The sequence below is a fragment of the Bartonella sp. AP150HLJHH genome (assembly GCF_042196385.1).
GTDB lineage: Bacteria > Pseudomonadota > Alphaproteobacteria > Rhizobiales > Rhizobiaceae > Bartonella.
In genome coordinates this window covers 26,890-51,865 of sequence record NZ_JBHIQC010000009.1, presented here as the reverse complement: position 1 = coordinate 51,865, position 24,976 = coordinate 26,890, and the positions used below count along the sequence as shown (strand labels likewise).

Annotated in this window: 20 protein-coding genes and 1 pseudogene; 6 read left to right on the top strand and 15 right to left on the bottom strand. The window is 34.3% G+C overall.

Features of this window, described 5'->3' with window-relative positions; all coding sequences use genetic code 11:
• Positions 1-678 precede the first annotated feature (678 nt).
• The 9 genes and pseudogenes from ACFING_RS05435 to ACFING_RS05395 all read right to left on the bottom strand — a co-directional run bounded on the left by ACFING_RS05435 (position 679) and on the right by ACFING_RS05395 (position 9,921).
• Positions 679-1,128 (bottom strand): hypothetical protein, encoded by a 450-nt coding sequence (locus ACFING_RS05435; RefSeq protein WP_375630123.1) that lies wholly within the window; start codon positions 1,126-1,128, stop codon positions 679-681.
• A 161-nt stretch (positions 1,129-1,289) separates the two neighbouring features.
• Complete coding sequence (locus ACFING_RS05430; protein ID WP_375613121.1) at positions 1,290-1,691, bottom strand: hypothetical protein; 402 nt, start codon at positions 1,689-1,691, stop codon at positions 1,290-1,292.
• Between the two features lie 241 nt (positions 1,692-1,932).
• A complete protein-coding gene (locus ACFING_RS05425) occupies positions 1,933-2,067 on the bottom strand; it encodes a hypothetical protein (protein WP_375629036.1) in 135 nt (44 codons plus the stop codon).
• Entirely contained in the window at positions 2,055-2,459 is a 405-nt protein-coding gene (locus ACFING_RS05420; protein WP_375630122.1) for a hypothetical protein, read from the bottom strand. The genes ACFING_RS05425 and ACFING_RS05420 overlap by 13 nt, the downstream gene beginning before the upstream one ends.
• 222 nt (positions 2,460-2,681) lie before the next feature.
• Positions 2,682-2,969: pseudogene (locus ACFING_RS05415) on the bottom strand (hypothetical protein); the annotation flags it as partial.
• A gap of 727 nt (positions 2,970-3,696) precedes the next feature.
• Positions 3,697-5,079, bottom strand: a complete 1,383-nt coding sequence (locus ACFING_RS05410) for an amino acid permease (protein WP_375613124.1) — start codon at positions 5,077-5,079, stop codon at positions 3,697-3,699.
• A 449-nt stretch (positions 5,080-5,528) separates the two neighbouring features.
• Positions 5,529-5,888 (bottom strand): hypothetical protein, encoded by a 360-nt coding sequence (locus tag ACFING_RS05405; RefSeq protein WP_375630121.1) that lies wholly within the window; start codon positions 5,886-5,888, stop codon positions 5,529-5,531.
• Between the two features lie 398 nt (positions 5,889-6,286).
• Positions 6,287-7,825 carry a histidine ammonia-lyase gene (hutH, locus tag ACFING_RS05400; protein WP_375630120.1) on the bottom strand — a complete coding sequence of 513 codons (1,539 nt, stop codon included), beginning with the start codon at positions 7,823-7,825 and terminating at the stop codon, positions 6,287-6,289.
• Between the two features lie 1,319 nt (positions 7,826-9,144).
• The gene (locus ACFING_RS05395; RefSeq protein ID WP_375621419.1) at positions 9,145-9,921 is read right to left on the bottom strand and encodes a class I SAM-dependent methyltransferase; all 777 of its coding nucleotides are present in this window, start codon (positions 9,919-9,921) and stop codon (positions 9,145-9,147) included.
• Positions 9,922-10,341: 420 nt separating this feature from the next.
• Between ACFING_RS05395 and ACFING_RS05390 the strand changes: the two genes are divergently transcribed.
• The 4 genes from ACFING_RS05390 (at position 10,342) to parE (ending at position 14,848) form a co-directional block, all read left to right on the top strand.
• Complete coding sequence (locus tag ACFING_RS05390; RefSeq protein WP_375630119.1) at positions 10,342-10,968, top strand: LemA family protein; 627 nt, start codon at positions 10,342-10,344, stop codon at positions 10,966-10,968.
• Positions 10,968-11,819, top strand: a complete 852-nt coding sequence (locus ACFING_RS05385; RefSeq protein ID WP_375630118.1) for a TPM domain-containing protein — start codon at positions 10,968-10,970, stop codon at positions 11,817-11,819. Before ACFING_RS05390 ends, ACFING_RS05385 begins: the two co-directional genes overlap by 1 nt.
• Before the next feature lie 146 nt (positions 11,820-11,965).
• Positions 11,966-12,703, top strand: coding sequence for a lipoyl(octanoyl) transferase LipB (gene lipB / locus ACFING_RS05380; RefSeq protein WP_375630117.1), 738 nt, complete (start codon positions 11,966-11,968; stop codon positions 12,701-12,703).
• Between the two features lie 78 nt (positions 12,704-12,781).
• Positions 12,782-14,848, top strand: coding sequence for a DNA topoisomerase IV subunit B (gene parE / locus ACFING_RS05375; protein ID WP_375630116.1), 2,067 nt, complete (start codon positions 12,782-12,784; stop codon positions 14,846-14,848).
• A 17-nt stretch (positions 14,849-14,865) separates the two neighbouring features.
• On the opposite strand, the gene recJ is transcribed toward parE, so the two are convergent.
• Positions 14,866-16,650 (bottom strand): single-stranded-DNA-specific exonuclease RecJ, encoded by a 1,785-nt coding sequence (recJ, locus tag ACFING_RS05370; RefSeq protein ID WP_375630115.1) that lies wholly within the window; start codon positions 16,648-16,650, stop codon positions 14,866-14,868.
• Positions 16,651-16,946: 296 nt separating this feature from the next.
• On the opposite strand from recJ, the gene rplM reads away from it, so the two are divergent.
• A complete protein-coding gene (rplM, locus tag ACFING_RS05365) occupies positions 16,947-17,411 on the top strand; it encodes a 50S ribosomal protein L13 (RefSeq protein WP_015856544.1) in 465 nt (154 codons plus the stop codon).
• Between the two features lie 2 nt (positions 17,412-17,413).
• On the top strand, positions 17,414-17,899 hold the full coding sequence (gene rpsI, locus ACFING_RS05360; RefSeq protein WP_375630114.1) for a 30S ribosomal protein S9: 486 nt from the start codon (positions 17,414-17,416) through the stop codon (positions 17,897-17,899).
• Between the two features lie 311 nt (positions 17,900-18,210).
• Here the strand turns inward: rpsI and ACFING_RS05355 are convergent, their stop codons facing one another.
• The 5 genes from ACFING_RS05355 to ACFING_RS05335 form a co-directional block, all read right to left on the bottom strand.
• Positions 18,211-18,576: a response regulator gene (locus ACFING_RS05355; protein WP_273724078.1), complete on the bottom strand. Its 366-nt coding sequence runs from the start codon at positions 18,574-18,576 to the stop codon at positions 18,211-18,213.
• 541 nt (positions 18,577-19,117) lie between these two features.
• Complete coding sequence (locus ACFING_RS05350) at positions 19,118-19,477, bottom strand: hypothetical protein (protein ID WP_375630137.1); 360 nt, start codon at positions 19,475-19,477, stop codon at positions 19,118-19,120.
• Between the two features lie 2,425 nt (positions 19,478-21,902).
• Positions 21,903-22,691 carry an ABC-2 family transporter protein gene (locus ACFING_RS05345; protein ID WP_375630113.1) on the bottom strand — a complete coding sequence of 263 codons (789 nt, stop codon included), beginning with the start codon at positions 22,689-22,691 and terminating at the stop codon, positions 21,903-21,905.
• Positions 22,675-23,499 (bottom strand): ABC-2 family transporter protein, encoded by an 825-nt coding sequence (locus tag ACFING_RS05340; protein WP_375630112.1) that lies wholly within the window; start codon positions 23,497-23,499, stop codon positions 22,675-22,677. Before ACFING_RS05340 ends, ACFING_RS05345 begins: the two co-directional genes overlap by 17 nt.
• On the bottom strand, positions 23,474-24,493 hold the full coding sequence (locus ACFING_RS05335; protein ID WP_375621427.1) for an ATP-binding cassette domain-containing protein: 1,020 nt from the start codon (positions 24,491-24,493) through the stop codon (positions 23,474-23,476). Before ACFING_RS05335 ends, ACFING_RS05340 begins: the two co-directional genes overlap by 26 nt.
• Positions 24,494-24,976 lie beyond the last annotated feature (483 nt).

Here is a 24,976-nt window from a genome sequence, read left to right as displayed (position 1 = left end):
CGTGAAAAAATGCGAATTTTGAAGAGATATAATATTCAATTTATCTCACCACCGAAAAATAAAAATACAACAAAATGAGAATAACTTCTAAGATTAAACGATTAAAACGTTTTAATAAAACACAGCACAAAAAGATACAGTATACGAAATCTATAACCGCATCATCTCTTCAACTACAACAAAAAAACAAGAAATTGCACACTAATGTATAAGCTGATGTACACAATTTCTATATTAAAAATGCTAGATATCTAACAAAGAAATTTGAATAAATAAAAAACTTCTCCTAATACCCTATCATCAATGATTTGAATTAATAAATGTAATATTTTAGATCTTTTGATAAAATCTAAAACACAGTAAAACACTCACCATTCTGAACTTAAAAAACACCAAAATAAAATTTCATCAAAATTAGCTCTATGAAAGCTATCTGTTTATTATCGTTAAGGAAGATATTTTAGCAAAGCTATTATTTGCCATTCTTTATATTGAATAAATTTCTCTAAACAACAACTCACTCTCCTCCGCTAGCATCATCTGACAACAACACTATTGCCAATCTCGTAGCTGATGAATATAACTACATTAGAGACAAAAGAGCTATATTTCTCTCTTCTCCCGTTTAATATGTTTATTTAATTATTGCTTTAAAAATTAACGTTCTACTGTTGATGATCACTTGTGCAAAGCTTTGTTTATTTTCTGGCGCTTTTTATCATTTTCAAAACGTAACATCAAATCTCGCTCTTGTTTTGTCGAATTGGTTACACCAAAAGTATCATTGTCCATAACCTGCTGATACCCTGCTACCATTAAATTGACTAAAAATGAATCACTTCGCGGCGTTGATAAAAAATAGATTCCCTTTGAATCTTGTAATTTGTACCGATAACCTGCTTTAGTCATGCACTCATAAACTGCTGCAAAATCACTTGCACGCGAATCCATATTTTTAGAAGAAGCGTAGATTGGTTTCCAACCACATTTTGACAGTGCTTGTTGGACCATAGACTTACTGACACCAGACTTTTCCCATAATTCTAACGTCGATGGGGGAGGTTTGCTAATACACCCAGCAGAGCTTAATAAAATTATAGCAATCAATAATTTCAATGTTTTTTTCATTTCCCCCTCCGTCAATATTTACGATAGAAAGACTGATAAGTCTTCTAATATTTTCTCACACGCAAGATGACTTCTGTTAGCATATAGATATTGAAGAAACAATCCCACCCCCCATGCAAAAACAAGAATGGAAGGATTTTTGATTACAGCAGCCTCAATACTTAAGGTTGACATTCAGGTTGTTCTTTATGCTCTTCACAATGAGGACTATTCAAACGCCTCTCTACACTTCGCTGAGGAATAACTGCATCAGGCTGACAAATTGGAAGATTTTTATATTTCTCACACCACTTCATTCTTCCCAATTTATCTTGGAAACCTGCTTGGATCATACATGCATTCACAGACTCCTCAGCATTGAATTTCTCATCAGTACTTGTTTCTGTATCAAGACGACCATCAAGATGCTGTATTCCACATTCTAACAGAGCTTTTTTGATCTCAAGCTGATCAGCACCGGATTTTTCCCATGCATCTACAGCTGTTCGAGAAGGCTGCTCAGGGTAGCATCCAGCCATAACAAATAAGGTTATCCCGCTTAATAATTTTAAAATCTGCTTCATTTTCCTATCCTTGAGTAATTTTGATATTACGAAACAATCTATAAATTATTTTACATACTGTTTTTTATTTCCAAAACAATGATGAACATTATCAACCTATATTATTTTATCTTTCCGAAGATTATGCCATAATTATTATATCAAAAATACGGTAAAATTATTACTAAAATCATCTATCTATCAACGATATGCTTATAATTATTATCAATATTTTGATTACAACCAAAATAGATATTTTATATTATTGCGCCAACAGTTGTGGTACCCATAAATAAATAGCATTGACATGCTGAATTAAGCCCCCCCGCGTACGGGTATGAGAAACATGAAGGTAGGGATTGTGATCGTCACAAACAGCAAGACTTAAGGTTTGCATTCAGGTGCATTTTTATATTTTTTACAAAAAGGGCTGTTCAAGCGCTTCTTGACACTGCGCCTCGGGATGACAGCGCCTGAACGACAAATCGGGAGATCTTCGGCTTTATGATTCTCGCACCAAGTCCCTCCCCCCACTTTATCACGAAATCCCGATTGAACCATACAGGCATCAATAGTTGCCCATGCATTGTAGCTGAGTTTTCTGTTTTCTGGATCGGCATCAATAAGGCTTGGCATACCACATTCTAACAAAGCTTTTCCTACCTCAGTAAAATCAGTAACACCATTTTTCTCCCACGTAGCCACCTCTCCTGGAGGAGGTTTATTAAACTGGCACCCAGCTATACCCAATAGAATTATCGCACTTAATAATTTTAAAGTTTGTTTCATTTTTTACTCCATGATTTAATTCAAGGCTTTTGTTCTAAATGAAATGTGCCATAAAACTTTTGGCATTTATAATCCACATCTCCAAGACAGGTATGGGAATTTATGGGATTTGTAGCCACTCTCTACCATTCTATCAAAAAGTTACTACCAGCAGGTATTGTCTCGTAGGTATAGCCATTACCGCCAATCCATCGGCTTACAAAGTCATATCTATACCCATCAAAAACCTGTTTCATGCGTCTGTGAATGGCTGCTATGATGGTCTGTCATGCCAACAATCGTCATACTTTCCCCCATTACATTGATATCTTGACCAGAAATCATATGAGAAGCAATAATCGTAGCATCTCATTGTACATCCATATCAAATTTGCCTGTTACCTCAAGGATAAACGGAATCGTTGTTGTGTGTGTTTCAGAGCTATTGGAAGACTTCTCGTGTAAAAAGCCACTTTCCGATGATTGTTTTTTCTGGTCGTAGTGTTCTTGAGCGCCTTTTATGATAATATTGAATAATTTTGCACCGAAATACAGTTGCAGAATGCATTTTGTCCGCCTCCACTTGTAATAAAAACTACTCTCGTATCGATATTATAAAAAATAAGTTTAATCCTTCCTCTTGTGAGAGCAATAACAATAAGAATCGTAAAACTTTCACACGTTCATTGTTCTTTTTAATTTACTCTTCTATGAGATTTTATTGTGATACCTTGCTGCTGTTTATTAAAGTTTTTATAAAAACAATGATACAATGCCTCATGTAACTTTGTTATCCACTATTTTCTACCAACGCCAATCCTCTTTGAGAAAAAATACATAAAGAACTTTATCTTCGCTTCTAAAAGCAATAGTAATTTTCTAAACAACAAAATTTAAGCAACCAATTTTTTAAAGAGCTTAAAAAACAATTCTTACAATAACTTCTCTTGTAAAACAGAACTTCATTAATACGTTTAGAAAAAGATATCTGCCTATAATCTTGTATCTGGTAAAATCTATTTGCGCTGTTAGGCATTTTAACCTGAAAGACTTATATTGATGGCACAGCTCACCATCAAAAAACGTCTAATATTTATATGATTTGGTCGTTACCGTAAGCAATGGCTCACAAAAACTTCCAAAGCAAAATAATAACGAGCAGATTTTTTCAATCTAGATTGTTCTAATCTTTAGAGAAAACAATCAAACACCTGTTCTCCTGATGACATCAGCTATTTGTTTTGAGTTTTTTCTCTATTCACATTTTATTCAGCTTCTTTTGCTTAAAATTATAAAGTTTAAGTGCATAGAAACAAATAACAAGCCAAGCAATCCAAATAACACCTATAATTAAAACTGGTCGTGTCTCATCAAAATACCATAGGAGAATAAAAATAAAAACCATAAATAAAATAGAAAAAATCGATCCTATTGGCCAAAATGGAATGGGAAATTTTAAACCATTCTGAGCTTCTTTAGGCATCTTAATTCGCATAAAAAATTGTGACAGTAGAATCATCATCCAAACAAAAACTGTCGCAAATGTTGCCATTGCGGCAATAAGAAAAAAAAGCTTTTCATGATAAAAATAATTAAGGACAGCACCAAGAAGAAAGATACCGAAGATCATCAAAATAACAAAAACTGGTATACCATTTTTTGATAAATATTGAAACTTTTTTAAAGCATAACCTTCCTGCGATAAACCATGGATCATACGACAAGCACCATACATTCCACTATTCATTGCTGAAATAGCCGCTGTAACAACAACAATATTTAAAATATTTGCTGCATACGAAATCCCAAGATTTTCAAAAATGGATACAAAAGGGCTATCCATAAGACCAATCTCATTCCAAGGATAAAGAGACATTAAAATAGCTAACGTCATGACATAAAAAAGCAAAATACGAACTGGAGTAGAATTAATTGCCTTTGAAATCGTTTGATGAGGGTTTTGAACTTCCATAACTGCCATGCCAATGATTTCTATGCCACCAAAAGCAAAAACAACAACACTAAAGCAAGCTAAAAAACCAAACCAACCATTGGGAAAAAGTCCACCATTTTTCCATAAATTATGAACAGTAACAGTAGAAAAATCTGCACCTTCACCCCACCCCCAAAAAATAATTGCTATTCCTAAAATAATCATCGCAATGATAGCGATAACTTTAATAGAAGATAGCCAAAACTCTAGTTCACCATAGACTTCTACAGCCGCTAAATTAATACCTGTGATGATTAATGTAATACTCAGTGCCCATACCCAAGGAGCAACATCAGGATACCAAAACCCCATATAAGTCGCAAAAGCTGTAATATCAGCCAAACCAACAAGAATCATCTCAAATACATATGTCCATCCCGTTAAAAAACCTGCTAATGGTGATATGTAATTTGCCGCATAACGAGCAAAAGAACCAGGCAATGGATTATGAAGTATCATCTCTCCTAGAGCCCGCATAACCATAAAAATAGCTAAACCAGCAATACAATAGGCAATCAAAACACTGGGACCCGCAAGCTTAATTGCCTGTGCAGACCCATAAAAAAGACCTGTTCCAATAGCAGAACCAAGAGCTAAAAAAATAACTTGGCGCTTACTCATACCCCGTTTCAGTTCATTTATTGCCATTTCTTTCCTTACTTTTTGAAATGCTGACAATCCACACCACGATAACAGCCCTATGATAAATAAAGCCTCATGTTTCTTTCACAAATATATTTCAAAAAACATCGAAGACCAGCCAGTCCAACACTTTGCTCTAAACAATGAAAAAATACTTTTATTGCGAATTATTCAGCTTTTATAGCCTACAATTTCGTATTATTTTATTCAAATAAAGTGATAATGAATTTTTTCACAATTGTCATTTAATTCATTTCGTATTCTATAGTTTTTTACAGAGAAAATTAACCTTAATGTAAGCTAAACTTTTAGGCTTCTATTTCGGTGCACTGAAATAGAAGCCTAAAAATTCATAACAAACACATTAACTACGCATAAAATTAATTTTTTGTTACTTTAAGCAAACTTTCTTTAAGCCCATAAAACAAACTTTTTATGCCAATTGAATAGCTCAATCAATGATAATACGAATCTCGCAATTCTTCAAAAGCATGAGAAAATTTATCTACAACCCATCTTTTAAGGACTCCAGCTGCCTTAACGACAAGCTTTCCAATGAAAAAAAAATATACGATAAAAAGAGCATCTTTGATTGTTGGTCCGATGATAGCGTTCTCATTACCTCTGGGAATTTGCCCTGAGATAGCAATAAAATCTTTGTTTTTCGCTGAAATAAGAGGCTCTTTCTCTTGAGCCACTATCATAATGAAAACTTCCTCTGGAAAGCTAGCTCTCCTAAAATTTGCATGAATCTCAAGAATTTGAGAGAAAAAAAGAACTGTTATTGAAACACATAATTTAGCACTTTTAAACATTCTTTTCTCCTTTTTTATTTTAAATATCAAAAATGAACTATAAAATTCATAAAGTATTAAAAATAAGAAGAATATAAAATAAAAATTTTATTTTTACTTGATACAATACATATATCATAATTTATATTTATAAAAATACAATATCACGAATATATAATTCGTATATATTATTTAACTTATATTAAAATTTCTGATATAAATCAGAAAATATAGGTGCTTTAATTTTATAGTTTCTATAAAATAACAAAATATCTAGTTAACTACAAAAATCAGATATATACAGTAATAAATATATAATTTATTAAATAATTCAAATATAGTATTGCTCCTCTATATTTTCATATGAGGAAGTTTCAAAATTCAATATCCTCCCTTCAGCATTGACCTTAAAACAAATACTATTGAAAACTTAATGAAGGAAAAATTGTTTCTGGTAAAACAGATAATAAGTGCCCTTCACGCACAAGTATATGTCCTTGATGAAGATCTGGAGCCAGATAGCGATCTTCCTTAAGAGAAGCAACATTTTTTCGTAAACATTCCATAACAGATTGCAAAAAAGTACTTGTTTTTAAAGGTGCACGATATTCAATTCCTTGTGCCGCAACAAGCGTTTCAATGCCAATAAGTGTAAAAAGGTTTTCACTCATGACCAATAACCGACGCGCTCCATGGCAAGCCATTGAAACATGATCTTCTTGATTAGCTGAAGTAGGTGTTGAATCAACGGAAGCAGGATAGGCCATTTGCTTATTTTCAGACATTAAAGCTGCTGCTGTTACTTCAGCGATCATAAAACCTGAATGAAGACCTGGATTATGCGCTAAAAAAGCTGGAAGTCCATAAGAAACTGCTGGATCAACCATAAGAGCAATACGCCGCTGAGAAATAGATCCTATTTCACATAAAGCAAGAGCGATCTGATCAGCAGCAAATGCTACAGGTTCTGCATGGAAATTCCCACCTGATACAACTTCACCATTCCTTAAAATCAAAGGATTATCTGTAACAGCATTTGCTTCAATAATCAGTGTTTTTGCTGCTGCCAGCAAAATATCAAAACATGCCCCCATCACCTGTGGCTGGCAACGTATACAGTAAGGATCTTGTACACGCTCATCACCCCGTAGATGTGCTGCACGAATTTCTGAATTCTCTACAAGTTTTTCTAATGTTTTCGATACGGCAATCTGCCCATAATGTCCTCGTAAAATATGGATATCAGGATGAAATGGCGCCGTTGACCCCATGAGGGCATCTGTTGTCAAAGCTCCTGCCAGCAATCCACCACACAATGCCCGATAACCTCGAAAAAGACCGGCAAGTGCAAGGGCTGTTGAGGTTTGAGTCCCATTAATAAGAGCGAGACCTTCCTTTGCCTTTAAAATAATAGGGGACAATCCCGCTTTTTCTAACGCAGCTGCTCCACTCATACGAATATTTTTAAAAAATGCTTCTCCCTCTCCCATCATAACAGCCGCCATGTGAGCAAGTGGGGCGAGATCACCGGAAGCGCCAACAGACCCTTTTTCAGGGATGACAGGAATGACGCCTTTTGCAAGCATATTTTCCAGCAAATTTACCAATTCTAGACGAACTCCTGAAGCCCCTCTTCCTAAAGAGATAAGCTTTAAGCTCATTATCAAACGCACAATATTTTCAGCTAAAGGCTCTCCTACCCCACAACAATGGGACAAAATAAGGTTTCTCTGTAAAACAGCGACATCGTCCGCATCAATTTTAATGGAAGCCAACTTCCCAAAACCAGTATTAATACCGTACACAGGCTCACTTCCAGCAGCAATTTCAGCAATGCGCTGAGCCCCTTTCTCGATAGCTAAATGCGTGTCATTATGAAGTTTACTTACTTCACCATTAAAATAAATAGCTGCAAGCTCACTAAGCGTCACCTCGCTCGGTTTCAGTATAATAGTCATAATTTACTTTCTTTTTTTTTATCAAAGTATAACGTTTAGCATTATTGATCCTTCTATAAAACAAAAAAAACTATAACGACTCTTTAAAGCGAGAATGCTTTCTTAAAGGTATTCCTTACAATGGAGTTATTATCCAAAAGTAGAATAGTTGACGATAAATGAAAATGAAATATTGACAAACACAACCAAGGTCATGGATTTTAAAAATAGATAACGCATTAATTTATAATTATAATCTAGCATGATTCATATTAAATGAGAGAGCGGAATATCTTTAGACTCTCTCATTCCAAATCTGTGTATGTTGAATCAATCAAAACCATTCGCTTGCACGTCATAAGCGAAATTGGCGTATGGATAAACTGTACAAAAAAGGACTACTCCTCTTATGAGCCGTGTCAAGAGCTGTCACAACATTGGGAAATGACAAAGTGTGTGATGGTGCAGGCTTATTCTTTTATGAAGCGTAAAGATGGAGAACTCAATGGATTTATCATCAAGCTATTCCTACTAAACTTATAAAAATCTTAAATAGATAGCTGTCACAATCTATCATGATTGCAAAAATTAAACTCTATAGAAAATTAAAAAAACTTATTCAACACATCACAACAGAGAAGAAATTGAGCTTATTTGCCACTTCTAAAATTGTATTTAAAGCGCCAGATTAAATCTTGAAAAACACATCTTCAATAAAACCACATAAGAATCGGCCTAACCCGTTATTTAAAATAGAAAATAAAAGAAGTTTTCTTATATCAAAAAAAATAATTAATATATTGTTTTATATTATATCTTTTAAACAGAGAAATGCTTCATATAGCATATTTATATTTTACTTTTTTGTTATACTGAATCTAAATTTAGAGATAATTTCAAAATGAGTTGTTTTTTTAAGGTTCTTCCAAGCCATTACCTTTTTTACTACAAATTTCTGATTATGATAATTTTTTGTACTTTTTCAGTTATTTTTGTCAAAATTTATTAAAAACACTCTCATTTAATAATAAAAAGCAATCATAAAAACAAAGAATTATCAAACATTTCTATTCAATCTACCTCTTTCCATTTTATAAAATAATCTGTTGTTAAACTGCAGTAAAAAAAGCGCTTCGATGCTATAATGCAGAGCATAAGTTTTCTATTTAAACTCTCTCATATTAAATGAACAATGAAAATCAGCGGTAATAAGATGTCAATGTGAATGCTGAAGAAGAAAAAACCTTTCTCTCTCAAAGTCTGACTTAATAAGGCGTTAATTTTCTGAATACCGCCCACTCTGATGTGTTAAAAGAGCAAAAGCAATCATCGATATCGGATTATCCTGCATACATATAGAGCTCACTTTGATACAAAAGCTCCAAATTGCCTTGCACTTCATATTTCTTTATCAATGCGACCAATTGCCGCAAATATTCTTCCCCATAGCAAGCAATAGCGCGTTGCACTTGCGTTGAAGAGCGGCTCATTCCAATAAAAGCTTCAGATGGGATCATCATCGTCCAATTGTGCGTATGAAAAGAAATCTTTTCTGGATCTACCCCAAAGCCATCACTCATTTCCTGTAAAAAATCAAAATTACGATAATAACGGGAATAATTTGGACTCATCTTCTCTAACAATGTCTCATAAGCCTCTAGAAATTCGCTATGCTTGAAATCACGATTATTTTGAATAACCGCCATGACACCATTGACCCGAAGTTGATCTGAAATAACGCAAAGCAATTTAGGGCGATCCATCCATTGAAATGCCTGCGCTGCAACGATAAGATCTACCTTGCCTATTTGAGGCAATAGATCTTCGGCTCGGCCCTGATACCACCGCACGTTCGGAAATTTTCTTCGTCCCTGCTTAATCATATCTTCCGATACATCAATAGCATGATATTGGTGCTCGTTGCCTAAAAATTTAACAATCCCCTCTAATGCGATGCCTGTCCCAGCGCCTATATCCACGATGGACAAATTCTTTTTGTTCTTAAAAGGAAAGAGCATGGTTTTAAATAAAGTAAGGGGATAGCGAGGACGATAACGATCATAATCATTAGCCAATCCATCAAACTTTTCACTTTGCCGCTGAACACTTTCTATCATAGGACTTTGTCTCTCCTTACAGTTGCTGATATACATAATTAAAAAGTCTTTTTATCCAATACGTTAAGCATAACTTCTAAAGGAAGAAAATAGGAACTGCCCTTACCTTCTATTTTTCTATAAAATTGATCCTTACATTTTTCTCTTTTCCAGTTATTATCTGCACATTTTGAAACCCAAAACTCCTACGAAAATAATATAATTTTCTGTAATAATAAATAATATTAATATTATTGATCTTTTATAAGATGACATCTATATTACTATTATTATTTTAATATCAACAAGTCACTTAAGCGTACCTAAAACGCAGAGAGATATCAATTTATTGATAAATACGCCTGTTTATAAATTTCAAAATACTTTCCACCAAGAAAAAAAACTCTATATAATACATAAAATATCTGTGGAGACATCTTTATGTTAAATGTACAAACTTCTTCAATGTTTAGAATATTAAAACGATTTTCAATTATTATTTTTTTGGTATGGTTAGTGCCATTTTTAAGTGGGTGCGGATTTAATACGATACCAACAAATGAAGAAAAAGCACATGCAGCATGGAGTGAAGTGCTCAATCAATATCAACGTCGTATAGATCTCATCCCCAATCTTGTAGAAACAGTTAAAGCTTACGCAGCTCATGAACAAAGTGTTTTCACAAATGTAATTGAAGCACGTGCTAAAGCAACACAAGTCAACATTAATGCAGATATGTTGAATAATCCAGAAATTATGCAGCAATATCTCAAAAATCAAGCAAATTTATCAAGTGCACTTTCGCGACTTATGGCTGTTGTTGAAAACTATCCGGATCTTAAAGCAAACCAAAACTTTCTTGCTCTTCAATCACAATTAGAAGGAACAGAAAACCGTATTTCCGTTGCGCGCCGCGATTATATTGAAACAGTACGTGCCTACAATACTGCACTCAAAACAATGCCGACGATGATTTGGGCAAAGTTATGGTTTCGCGATGCTAAACCCATGCCAACTTTTACCATCGATACAGATAGCCAACAAACACCAAAGGTTAATTTTAATTAATGAAATCATTTCGATACTCTTTGCAACGTATTGTATTTCCAAAATTATGGGCTTTTATCTGCTCTCTGTATTTAGTTGCTGCATTGGGAAGTATCGCTTGTTCGCAAATAAAATTTCCTCATTTAACAGGTTATGTTAATGATGTGGCTCATTTGCTCGATAATGCAACCAAGGAAGACTTAACAAAAAAACTGGCAGCACTCGAAGAGAAAACGGGAGATCAAATTGTTCTTGTAACACTCCCTACTCTTTCGGGCAACGATATAGAAACGTACAGCAATTCTCTTTTTCGTACATGGGGATTAGGCCAAAAGAAGATCAATAATGGTGTATTACTGGTCATTGCACCGAATGAACGCACAGCACGTATCGAAGTTGGATATGGTTTGGAAGGAGAGCTAACAGATGCCATTTCTTCTGTCATTATTAATAGCTTCATGATTCCTAATTTTCGCGAAGGAAATTATCAAAAAGGAATTGCTGAAGCAGTTGATGCAATTATCAAAGTTATTACAGAAAGTGATTCTGATTTTACTTTTCGCATCACAGAAAAAGCTAAAATCGTTGAAGAACAACGTAAACAAGCTGAAAAAGAAGAAATAGTAATCAATGCAATTATGTTTTTAGCCTTTTCTATAATGTTTGGTCTTCCTATTCTTGCAATGATTTTTGGTAAAAAAGTGGGTCCACAAAAGTATCTCTGGCTGGGGATCATCTTCACACCTTGGTTTCTTAACTTAAGTGCCGGTGGCAGATATCTTGGTGGAAGGTTCGGTGGTCCTCGAGGTGGAGGGGGATTTAGGGGTGGTGGTGGATCATCTGGTGGTGGTGGTGCAACAGGAAGATGGTAAAAGGAACGTGGATTTTTAAGCGTAGCAAATCTTCTTAAGATAAAATTTATGAACGTATTCTCTTTTATTCAACAATTCTATACCTTACTCTGTAACCACTTTTATTGATTACAAAATAAACTCAAACATCAAGATAAATATTACCCATGACATGTGAATTGAAACATACAGATCGTAATCACTTATCACATCATTTTAATGCAATTCTAGAAAATCCACCCGTCGAATGGAAAATAAGCGATCATCTGATTGAGTATCCTGAAGCTCTGCGTTATATGCAAGAACGTGTAGAAAAAATTCTTGCAAAAACCGCGCATGAACAAGTTTGGCTTCTTGAACACCCTTCCCTTTATACAGCGGGAACGAGTGCAAATAAAAAAGATCTTTTGGCACCTAATTTATTCCCTGTTTATGAAGCAGGACGTGGAGGTGAATTTACATATCACGGTCCAGGACAGCGTATTGCTTATATCATGCTTGATCTTAAACGCCGAAAACAAGACATTCGTGCTTTCATTAGTGCATTAGAAGAATGGATCATACAGATGCTTGCAAATTTTAATATTAAAGGCGAACGACGAGAAGATCGCGTTGGTGTCTGGATTAAACAGCCTCATTGCCCATCAAAACAAAATGATCTTTCTTCTGAAAATAAAATTGCAGCTATTGGCATTCGAGTGCGCAAATGGATAAGTTTTCATGGAGTTTCTATCAATGTTAATCCTAATTTAGCCCATTATTCAGGAATTGTTCCTTGTGGAATTACAAACCACGGTGTAACAAGCTTTCTTGATCTAGGGTACTCTGTAGCAATGCATGATATTGATATTGCTCTCAAACACGCTTTTGAAAAAATTTTTGGTCCAACAATCGATGTTTCCTAAGTGCATTGATTTTTAAATAAAAAACAGGCATAAAATTTATTTTAATGAAATATTTTATGAGGTGGATAGTTAAACGCTATGAGCGATAACAAAAAGGATCTTTTTAGTGTTTTAAATAAAGCCCAATCTCGGGTAAATACAAAAGAAAACACTCTGCAGTCTCCAATGAAATCAAACGCGATGATTTCAAGAAAAAGTGCAAAAGATACGCAAGAAGATGACTATAATGCTCTCTCTATTCGAGTTCTTGAGGGGTTAGAGCCCGTACGTTTACGCCCTGGAATGTATATTGGTGGAACAGACAGTAAAGCGCTTCATCATTTATTTGCCGAAATTATTGATAACGCGATGGATGAAGCTGTTGCGGGTTACGCAGATTCTATTGAGGTCTCATTAGATAGGAACGGTTATATAACCGTTACAGATAATGGACGCGGTATTCCTGTCGAAAATCATCCTCAAATGCCCGAGAAATCTACTCTTGAAGTTATTATGACACAACTCCACTCAGGCGGAAAATTTGATGGAAAAGCTTATCAAACTGCTGGTGGACTTCATGGAGTAGGAATTTCTGTCGTCAATGCTCTTTCTGATGATATGGAAGTTGAAGTTGCACGAGAACGAAAACTGTACCGCCAACGTTTCTCACGCGGTATTCCTCAATCTGGATTGGAAGATCTGGGAGATGTTTATAATCGTCGTGGTACGCGCGTTCGTTTTCATCCTGATCATGAAATTTTTGGTGAAAAAGCAACTTTTGATCCAGAAAAAATCTATAAGATGACATGCTCCAAAGCCTATCTTTTTGGTGGCGTAAAAATTCGCTGGTCTTGTGATCCCGTCATACTTGAAGGCGCAAAAAATATTCCTGAAAAAGCTGTTTTTCATTTTCCCGATGGGCTTAAAGACTATTTACTTTCGTCACTAAAAGATGAATATCGAGTAACGTCAGAAATTTTTTCTGGCAAAACACAACACAATAATGGCCATGGCTCCGTTGAGTGGGCTATCGCTTGGCATGGTGGTGATTCTTGTGTGCAATCTTACTGCAATACGATTCCTACAGGAGAAGGCGGAACACATGAAATAGGATTACGTCAAGCTCTTTTGCGTGGATTGAAATCCTACGCTGAGTTAATAGGAAACAAGCGCGCAACGATTATTACGTCTGACGATATTATGATTTCAACAGCCGCAATACTTTCAGTCTTTATCAGTAACCCTGAATTTGTTGGACAAACAAAAGATCGATTAGCAACCATTGAAGCACAGCGTATCGTTGAGAATGCAATCCGCGATCCTTTTGATCATTGGTTAGCAAATTCCCCACAAGAAGCAACAAAACTTCTCGATTGGGTTATCGAACGTGCTGAAGAACGTGTTAGACGACGCCAAGATAGAGAAATAAGTCGAAAAACTGCTGTCCGTAAATTACGTCTGCCCGGTAAACTTGCAGATTGTAGCCAGAACCATGCTTTGGGTGCTGAACTATTCATTGTTGAAGGGGATTCTGCAGGAGGATCTGCTAAACAAGCAAGAAATAGAGCAAACCAAGCAATTTTACCTCTTCGTGGTAAAATCTTAAATGTCGCCAGTGCTGCACATGAAAAAATGAACTCAAGCCAAACAATTAGCGATCTTATCCTTGCTCTTGGATGTGGAACACGCTCCAAGTATCGTGAAAAAGATCTCAGATATGAACGTATTATCATCATGACAGATGCTGATGTTGATGGTGCTCATATTGCGTCACTGCTCATTACCTTCTTCTTTCAAGAAATGCCTGACCTTATTCATCAGGGACATTTATATCTTGCCGTCCCTCCCCTTTATAGAATATCGCAAGGAGGAAAAGTTGCTTATGCTCGTGACGACATTCATAAGGATGAATTGCTCAAAACTGAATTTACTGGAAAAGCTAAAATCGAAATCGGGCGTTTTAAAGGGCTGGGTGAAATGCGCGCAGAACAACTTAAAGAAACGACTATGCATCCTCAAAAACGTACATTGCTTCGTGTTTCTATTGATGCCGTGGAAATGCAAGAAACAAAAAAGACTGTAGAAAGTCTCATGGGAACAAAACCAGAAGCACGATTTCGTTTCATACAAGAAAACTCTACTTTTGCTTCTAATCTAGACATCTAATATAAAAAATATCCCTTTCAAACCACTGCAGCTGCGTCAATCACGCGCAGTTGCGGATTGATCGTTCCATTCCAATAATTCAAACTAAGATGACCAGCTAAATGAATCATTTCACCAATATTTTCAAAAAGAAAATCACCTAGCGATGTCCCTACAGCACGAAAAGCTATTCCTTGTAGTTTTTTTCCTTCAACATTAGATACAATGAGGCGAAGATGTCCTTTACCAACTTCAGATAGATTCACCAGTCGATGAGAGGGAAGAACAAAAACAGGTGTTGCATTCCCTGCCCCAAATGGCCCTGCTTTTTCAAGCAATTCAAACAGCGCTTCATTAACACCAGAAGCAGAAAGAGAACCATCTATACTAAGAGATTTTTTTGCACGCAACTGTGAAACCATTAAAGAAACTTTTTCTTCTAGCCATTTTCGAAAAATTTCAATTTTTGTTGATTGAATTGTAATTCCTGCTGCCATACTATGTCCCCCTCCTTTTTCTAATAAATTTAATATAACAGCTTCACGAACGAGTGCTCCTAAATCTATACCATTAATTGAGCGTCCCGACCCTACGCCATTTCCATCTTCTTTCAAAGCAATAGCAAAAACAGGACAAAAAAAACGCTCTTTGAGACGGGAAGCAAGAATACCAATAATTCCCGGATGCCATTCTTTATGAGAAATTACAAGCGACAATGGTATTTCTTGATCTTGATAAAGAGAAGTAATATAAGATTCCGCTTGTGCTAATTGAATGTTCTCCATTTCTTGGCGTTCTTGATTAAGCCGATCTAATTGTTCTGCTATTCTGTCCGCTTCATCTTTATTCTCACAGCTAAGCAAACGTGCTCCCAAAGCTTGATCACCAATGCGCCCTCCTGCATTAATTCTAGGACCTAATAAAAAGCCTAAATGAAAACTATTAAGCGGCTCCCCTATTCGTGCAACCTTTGTTAAAGCTGTTATTCCTAGATTATGCATAGAACGAGCAACTTGAAGCCCTTTTAACACAAAAGCACGGTTAACCCCCTGTAATGGAACGACATCACATATGGTTGCCAATGCAACAAGATCAAGCATACTTAAAAGATCAGGCAGCGGTCCTTGGAATTGTTTTTTCCGCAGCAAATGATGAACCCAAGCTAACGTAACAAAAACAACGCCAGCTGCACATAAATGCCCCTGTTTAGAAAAATCATCAGGACGATTAGGATTGACAAGAGCAACAGCTTCTTGATGAATCTCTGACATTTGATGATGATCTAAAATCACAACATCAGCACCAGCAAGCCTCGCTGCTTTTACGGCATCAGGACTGTTTGCACCACAATCAACAGTGATGATTAACCGAGCGCCTTCTTGCACAAGCATCCTCATTGCTTGTTCATTCGGACCATAACCTTCAACAATACGATCAGGAATATAAATTTTGACTTCAATACCAAAATAACGAAAAAAACGTGCTATGAGTGCCGATGAACAAGCACCATCAACATCATAATCACCAAACACAGCAACCTGTTCTTGATTGAGAAGAGCCTTAACAATGCGCTCTGCAGCGCATTGCATATCCCTAAAACTTTCTGGATCAGGCATAAGCGTACGTAATGTTGGATTAATAAAAGCAACAGCCTCAGCTTCATCCACATCTCTTGCTGAAAGTACTCGAGCTAACTGATCTGGAAAGCCAAATTTTTGAGAAATAGCGCGCGCGTTATTTATCCCTTGAACATCAAGGGCATCTAACCAAGCTTGACCACAAGCAGAAGATTCAACATTGAGAAAATAACGAGACCACTGCATTATTTCTTATTTTATAATGAAGAACGATAAAATACAATCATGCGTTAAAGATAAAATAGTCTTTTGCAACATTCATTTTAAGTTTAAATGGTCTACAAACTTCTTTTAATGGGGTATTATAATACCTTTCTTGTAACATATTGTTTTATAAAGTTTTTATTTTCTCTTGACGTCAATCAAAAGACATTATATCAGAGTAAGTAGTATGCGTTAAATATTTCGCTATGGTAACAATTTTCAACGCAAAACAGTAAAAATTCCCTTATATTAAAAGGGTTCGAATAAAGGATACTTCTATGGCAACTTTTTCACAAAAGCCAACTGAAGTGGTGAAAAAATGGGTTATTATTGACGCAGAAAACCTTGTTTTAGGTCGTCTTGCCACATTTGTTGCTAACCGCTTACGTGGCAAACATAAAGCTACATTTACTCCACATGTTGATGATGGTGACAACGTTATTGTCATTAATGCAGATAAAATAGCTCTCACTGGCAAAAAATATACGGATAAAAAATATTATTGGCATACCGGCTATATTGGTGGAATCAAACAACGTACAGCACGTCAACTTCTTGAGGGGCGTTTTCCCGAACGCGTTATTGAAAAAGCGGTAGAGCGTATGATTCCTCGAGGGCCCCTTGGTCGCCGTCAATTGAAGAATCTACGTGTTTACGCTGGAAGCCAACATCCACATGAAGCACAACAGCCTGAATCTCTTGACGTTGGTGCTTTAAACCGCAAAAACAAAAGGATTGCTTGATTATGGCTGAAATTAATTCTCTTTCTGAGCTTAGCATAGTAACAAGTATTACAGAAACACATGAAAATGTTGTTCCTGTTCACATGCAGAAGCTTGATTCACAAGGACGTGCTTACGCAACAGGAAAGCGTAAAGACGCTGTTGCGCGTGTATGGATTAAACCAGGTTCTGGAAAAATCACGATCAACAATAAGGAATTTGACAAATATTTTGCTCGTCCTGTTCTTAGAATGATTCTTCGTCAACCAATTGTTGCAACAAATAGGGATACCCAATTTGATATTATTGCAACCGTTGCAGGCGGTGGTCTTTCTGGACAAGCCGGCGCAGTACGCCATGGCATTTCCAAAGCTTTAACCTATTACGAACCAGAACTTCGCTCAATCTTGAAAAAAGGTGGGTTTCTTACCCGTGATAGTCGTGTTGTTGAACGTAAAAAATACGGTAAAGCAAAAGCACGTCGTTCTTTCCAATTCTCAAAGCGTTAATTTCAATTTTTGCAATGCATAAAGCCTCGGACAAAAACGGGGCTTTTTTAAACTGCTAAAACAGACTTTTAGATGAATGTAGGAACAAATCTATACCGATTAGAAAAAACAAGAATGCAAAACAACCTCTTCTCTTAAGATAAAAGGCAAAAAAAATAGACCGAAAAAATTCAAAACTTCAGTTTCAATTTTTTAAATCTGTTTTACTAACTTGTAATATATCGACGTGCTAAAGCACAAAAATATTTACGCGACGACTTTAGCAATCTTATAAGCTTTTCAATATTTTTGCTATCATTACTTAACAAGCTTTAGTCCAAGAAATGCTTTACCATTGTGATAAAATGAGGGACAGAAATAGGCTTTGACATATATTCTTCACACCCACTGGCACGAATTCGCTCCTCATCGCCTTTCATAGCAAAAGCTGTTACAGCAACAACGGGGATTGATCGAAGTTCTTCATCTTCTTTTAATTGTTTAATAACATCTATTCCAGAGACCTCTGGCAACTGGATATCCACAAGGATAAGAGATGGCATTGATGAACGCGCCAAATCTAATGCCATAAGACCATTACGCGTTTCAACGGTTTCATAACCACTCGCTTCTACAAGATCGCGAAACAACTTCATATTAAGCTCATTATCTTCCACGATCATGACTTTTTTTGACATTCGTATAACTCCACCCTTCTCAGATAAAATAGAGAAATAGAAATGAATCCACATTCTCTTTGCTTAAGATAAAATGATAAAATGAATTGTAAACCACAAAGAGATTAAAAGATTCCAATAAAAGCATTTTTGCAAATATTTGTAAGACGCATCGCTATACTTATTCAGTTCATCAACATAAAACCCACAAATAGTCGTAAGATTGTGTGACCTTGTATTTTTTGAGTTGATATACAAAGTTTATGGATATCTCAATTAATGCATTCGCGTTTTCATCATAAAAAAATATCAACCACAAACTTAGCTCAAACGCGTATTTTGAAGAGGAAAAAATTTAAGTAAATTTAAAAAGCAACTGATTAGCTGAATTTAATGCGCCATATACTGGCATCCACAAAACAATATCTTGATGATATAAAAAGATAAACTTATCAATGTCATTAAGAGTAAAAAATAAATAAACCGTGATTAAATAACACGGTTTATTTAATATAAACATTCAATAACAGAATAATTCAAAGTTTATCAAGGATAATATCTTTTAATTCAAAGCCCATGAACTATGAGCAAAAGCATCGAATGTTCTTCCACCTGTCTCTCTGTTAGGACTCGGCGGCTTTCTAGTAAAGAAATATACAAAATATGCGATTAAAGCAAAAATCGCTGTCTCCATCCCCATTAAACCCGCGACTTTTTGGACATTTTTCTCACCCCCTTGTCCTCCAAACTGGCTAATAACCATATCAACAGCTTTAATAACTCTATTTTCCTGTGTCATTACAGAAATAAAACCAGCATTTTGAAATCTACCATTTAAAGAATCAGCATTGGCTCTTAAAATCTGTGAAAAGAAAATCGCTACTGCAACAAAACATACTATACAATACTTGAATATTTTCATCATAACCACCTAATTACAATATTTAGTAAAATAAATTTTCTTTACCGCCCCCTCTAAATAGAAAACATTCCGTTATCTATATATAAAGTATATTTATCTTCTTATAATAAAAATATAATACAAAATTCAATTAATAATTTTATTTTAATTGTTATTTTTATATTATATTACACCTACAATATATCCGTTACATGTTTATTTAAGGATTGTCAATTATTTTATTTGTAATTTACATTGAGTAATTTAAAGATAAAAATATATTAAAAAAAGTTATTTTATTGTTTTTATTATAAATTTAGCTTTATTGTCATAACTATTATTATGATTTTATAATATAAAAAATATCAATATGTTGTTTTTTTAGTTACATGCAATGTTTTTATTTTTTTGTATAATATATTAAAATAAATATTTTTCTTTAGTATAGATTGAGAAAAAATATTTGCCCCAGCTACAATTAGCGTAAGAACCAGCTTAACTCTTTGATTGAAAAAGCTAAATTAGATAAGATAAGGGATAACTTTGGTGAATGCGCTAAATCTAATACCATAAGCTATTACACATTTCAACGTTTTCACAGCCATGCGTTTCTACCAGAACATGGAATAATTTTAATAAAGTTCATTGTCTTCCACAATTATAACTTTCTAACATTAATATAATTCCACGATTTTAAGATAAAATAGAGAAATAAAAATGAGTCCACCTTCTTTCTAACCAAGATAAAATGATTAAAATATAAATCATAAAAAATTTAATAATGTCCAATAAAAGCATTTTTGCACAAACCTTTGTAATGCTAATCGTTATACTTCTTCAGTTTATCAAAATGATAATCTAGAATAGCCATAAAATTATATGATCGTATATTTTTTGAGTTGATACGAAAAATTTATCGATATTCAAATCAGCTCATGCCCCTTTTCATCTTAGAAAAGATATCAATCACGAAAATTAGCGTAGATATATATTTTGAAAAAAATTTAAATAACGTTGATATGGATAGATTATTTGCTAGCAAACAATCTTCTCTATTAAATCAGAGTGTTCACTATTGTGATATTTTAATCTCAATCACTACAACACTTCAATAACAGAAAAAAATATAGATTCACTATAAGCTTAAAATAAAAATTTTGGAATTGATCATATATACAATGAATGAACCGTAAAATACAAAAGTAATCATAACACTAGAAAATGAAAAAGCTTATCACTCTTGTTCACTATTCCTTCCTCTCTCATTTTTTCTGTGTTATTTTTAAAGTCTTGTAAAAGATATGAATTACATGAAAAAAATTTAGCCCTTTGTAATCTCTACGCCATCAATCACATTAGTTTTATTAATGATAAGAAATAACATCTGTATAGCTCTAAGCTTAAAGAGTAACACAAGATTAAAGTATCATTTTTATTTATTGTAAAAGAGGATGTAAAACTTCATTTTTCTCTTATCCTTGTTAAGAAAAATTGAAAAATGATCTTATTAATAATTAAAAAATAGAAAATATTTTTTTACAAAATAATATATTATTTAATTACTTTTTAAAATAACCTATTTAAAATAATATAAATATATTATGTTTATATTGTATATATTTAAATTGTATATTTTCAATTAAATAATAATGTTTATAATAATAATAAAAATATTACATAATAATTATCTTTCTATTAAATAAAATCATAACATGAAATAAGAAATTCATAATAAAATTAAGTATAATTTTATTGGTTTATAAGTGCAACAAAGAAATATATTTAATTATGTTATTGAGCTCAGTTGCGTTGCCATCGTTTTTGCCTGCTTGGATTGGTGAATCCTTTTATTTCCAAGCAATTATTAACTGAACTTTGACTGCTCAGCATGCTGAAAAATCTCTATGTGATTGTTTTCTTGATAATTGCTATTATGTTGTTTAGCGCAGCTCTTAGCTTTCTATCAGGCAACTTAAAAGCTTTATTCTGTCAATTTTCTTATTGTTTAAGCAAAAACTCATCCACGTAATAATATATTGAATGCACCAACAAAATCCGCACGAATAACCACATTCTACACATCTAAAAATTACCCATCTTTGACAGTTTTTTAGCACTATAAACGCAACAAAAGTAAATTTTGCTCGGAGGAAAAAGCACTACTAATATTGTATACCATCTTACAATTGGCTTGTGTCATCAAGCAGCCATCCAAACTCAAACTAAAACTGATCTAAAACCAAGAAATTTAACTCTATGATTTCTGTTGTAAATTCTTTGCTCATAGCTATAGAAATACAACCGATTTTATGCATGAATATGTCTAATAAAAATCCTCATGTGTAAATTTTACATACCCTATACCGCCAGCATAAATAACGATATTTTACAGTACGATAGAATTTTCACTCAATTTTTTATTTTTATAATCATGCTGACTTTCATCTCATCCCCCTAATCCATTAAATTTACGCATTGTTTTCTTATAACTTATGAAAGTCATGACCATGGAAAGAAAAGCGCTCAACAGAAGATATCCAATATTCCATTCGCCTTTACCAAGCAACAATGACACAGGCAAGGAAGCAGAAAAAGCCATAGGAAGCATAAACAAAAGCCATTTTACGATGCTTAAAGGATAAATTCCTATTGGTACAAATGAAAGCTCGTAAATCATTTCATGAAAATATTCGACAGGCATCTTACGGCTAATAATAAATGTTATAAAATTGAACATCAGAAAAAAACAAATATTGACAATAAAAACACAAAATATTGCAACAACAAAAGAGATCCATCTGAGCTTAAGATCAGAAATATCCGGTAATGATACAAATAAATAGGCACTAACATAAAGAACAAAGAGCTTGATCAAATTAAGAGATTTACACCAACCAAACAACATCAACAACCAGCTTGAAACAGGCTTTATCAAGTATGGTTCAATTTTACCATCCGCTACTTTTTCAAAAAACGTTTCAATAGAATTAGTAAAAATATTCAAAAATATTCCAAGTAGAACAAAGACAACAAAGATAAAATGGATTTCATCTCTGCTATAGTTACCGATCTTTCCTGAAAAAGAAGATATTCTATCAATAAATATGAATTGAATAAAATAATAGCATAGAGAAAGAATAAACTCCCCAGCCAAATTCTTACCATAAACAATCTGTCGGCGGATATTCAAAATGATAAAATGAAGGATTATTTTCATCTCAACCACCTGCTCCATTATATGCTTTCATCCCTTTATTCCAAGCAATATAAATTAAGAATAAAAAACACAAAATAGAAGTAAAACTTCCGAAAATAAACTGCTGAAACAACGCTAAATTTTGCGTCGCGAAAAACTCGGCAGGAGCTGATATCATGAAACGATAGGGATTAAATTGCATAAGCGGAATAAGCCACACCGGCCAAAAAGATGGTGGTAAAAGAACACCCCCAAGAAGCGTTGAACTGAGAATACTGAAAGAGAGTAATATATTGTACTCAATCACCCAAAAGCTTAATAAGGCAATTCCAAAAGAGAGTAAAAAACAAAGCAATTGTGATAGAATAACAACCAGAAAAAAGAACAGAAAAGCGATGACCAATCCCAGAATATTTTCATAGGATAAAACAAGCTTAACAACAAAAAAAGCCAATAACGGGATGCTATATAATACACTCTCCCCTAAAAAAGTAAAAAGCATTTGTGTCATATAACTAAAGGGCTTTGTAAGATATACTTCTAATTGACCTTCTTTAACATGATGAGAGAAAAACTTAATCACATTATAACCATTATTTAAGCGACCTAGGACTAAAGCAAAAGCATAATAATACATCATATCATAAAAGCTAAAGCCATTGATGGTGTTGCCCGTATCAGAGAAAAGTGCATTCCATAATAGAAATTGAATAACAAATGGCGAAAGTGTCCCAATGATAATATCGGTAAAAAACATAGCTCTATCACTTAGAACAGTGAGTAATCCATTCTTGGCAAAAAGAAACATACCAAAGCAGTGGTTAGATAAATTCTTTAAATTTAACACGGAGCATCTCTTCAAGCGAGGGAGTGGATACAGAGAACGTACAGTTCAATTCGGTTGTAATTTCGCGTACAAAACGCACAAAATCCTCACGGGGCAGCGAAACCTCCAGCGAGCATTCTTCAGCGTTAAAGTGCTTATCTTTTAAAGGAGTAGATAATTTCAACGCAATCTCATCAATTTTTTCTACAACAGCTGAAGGTGCAGCCATATGTTCACAAAAAAGTGTCATTCTCACCAAAGAAGGAATGACACTTTTAAGCGCATGAAGATTACCATGAAACTGTTTCTTTCCTTTATGCAAAAGAATAATATCATCGACGTATCCATCAATATCTCCCATATCATGACTTGTGATGATATACCCAGTGCCACGCTCCTTTTTCAGTTTTTTAAGAAGCTCCCTGATTTCATGCTTAGATGTAATATCAAGACCAATACTTGGCTCATCGAGAAACAACAGTTTAGGTTTAAAGGAGAGATTAAATGCCAATTCACTTTTCACTCTCTCACCCAGACTAAGCATCCGCACTGGCTTATCCATAATATGCTCAAGACCCAGCAACTCAGCGATCTCTTTAAGATCACGGGTAAAAGAGGCGCGTTCAAGACCATATAATGGTTGAACCATATCCAAACTGTAGCGTAAGGGCAAATCCCACCATAAACAATTCTTGTGACCAAAGACCACACCCAAAGACTTGAACAGATTTTTCTTCGCTTTATAAGGATCAACACCAAGGACTTTAACACACCCCTCATCAGCGTATTGTATACCAGAAAGTATTTTAATCAGTGTCGATTTACCCGCTCCGTTAGGGCCAAGAATTGCTAACGATTGCCCTGAAAAGAGGGTAAAACTCATATCTTTTAACACATGATGATTTGTATAAACCGGCTTGAAGAGAGAAAAGACCTTGTTTTTAAAACCAATTCCTCTGTCAATGTTGCGATATATTTTTGAGACGTTATTAACGTCAATCAATAATGATCCCATCAGTCACTCCTCATTTCAACTTATCCCCCCTTTGAATGTTTCCATAATAAATATCTGTTTTTGTTCACTAGAAAAAACAAAAGTGTTCAAGCCCTCCCTAGAGCAATAAAACGCGCCTGACGTTTTATCTCCAATTTTTTGTCTAGATATTTTTTCAATGTGATGAGTTCACTTCAATGCAGCATTAAGATACTAAAAACTTATTTCTTCTTTTATGAACGATAGTCTTTTGGATAAACTAAGTAAGTAGAAAAATAATTGCTCATTGAAAGGAGAACTTTGCTAAGAAAGCTTCATTGTGTAAGCAAAGATACAAAGCATAAATCTATACTATAAGCATATCAAACCACATTGATAATAAAACAAACTTCCTTGACAACAGGAATTTTTGAGAGGCTACTTTTCCTCAGCATTACTATAAAATGCCTCCATTATTCCCCATAAAAAAACTAAAATCGCTTTCTCTATTTTAGTAAATATCTT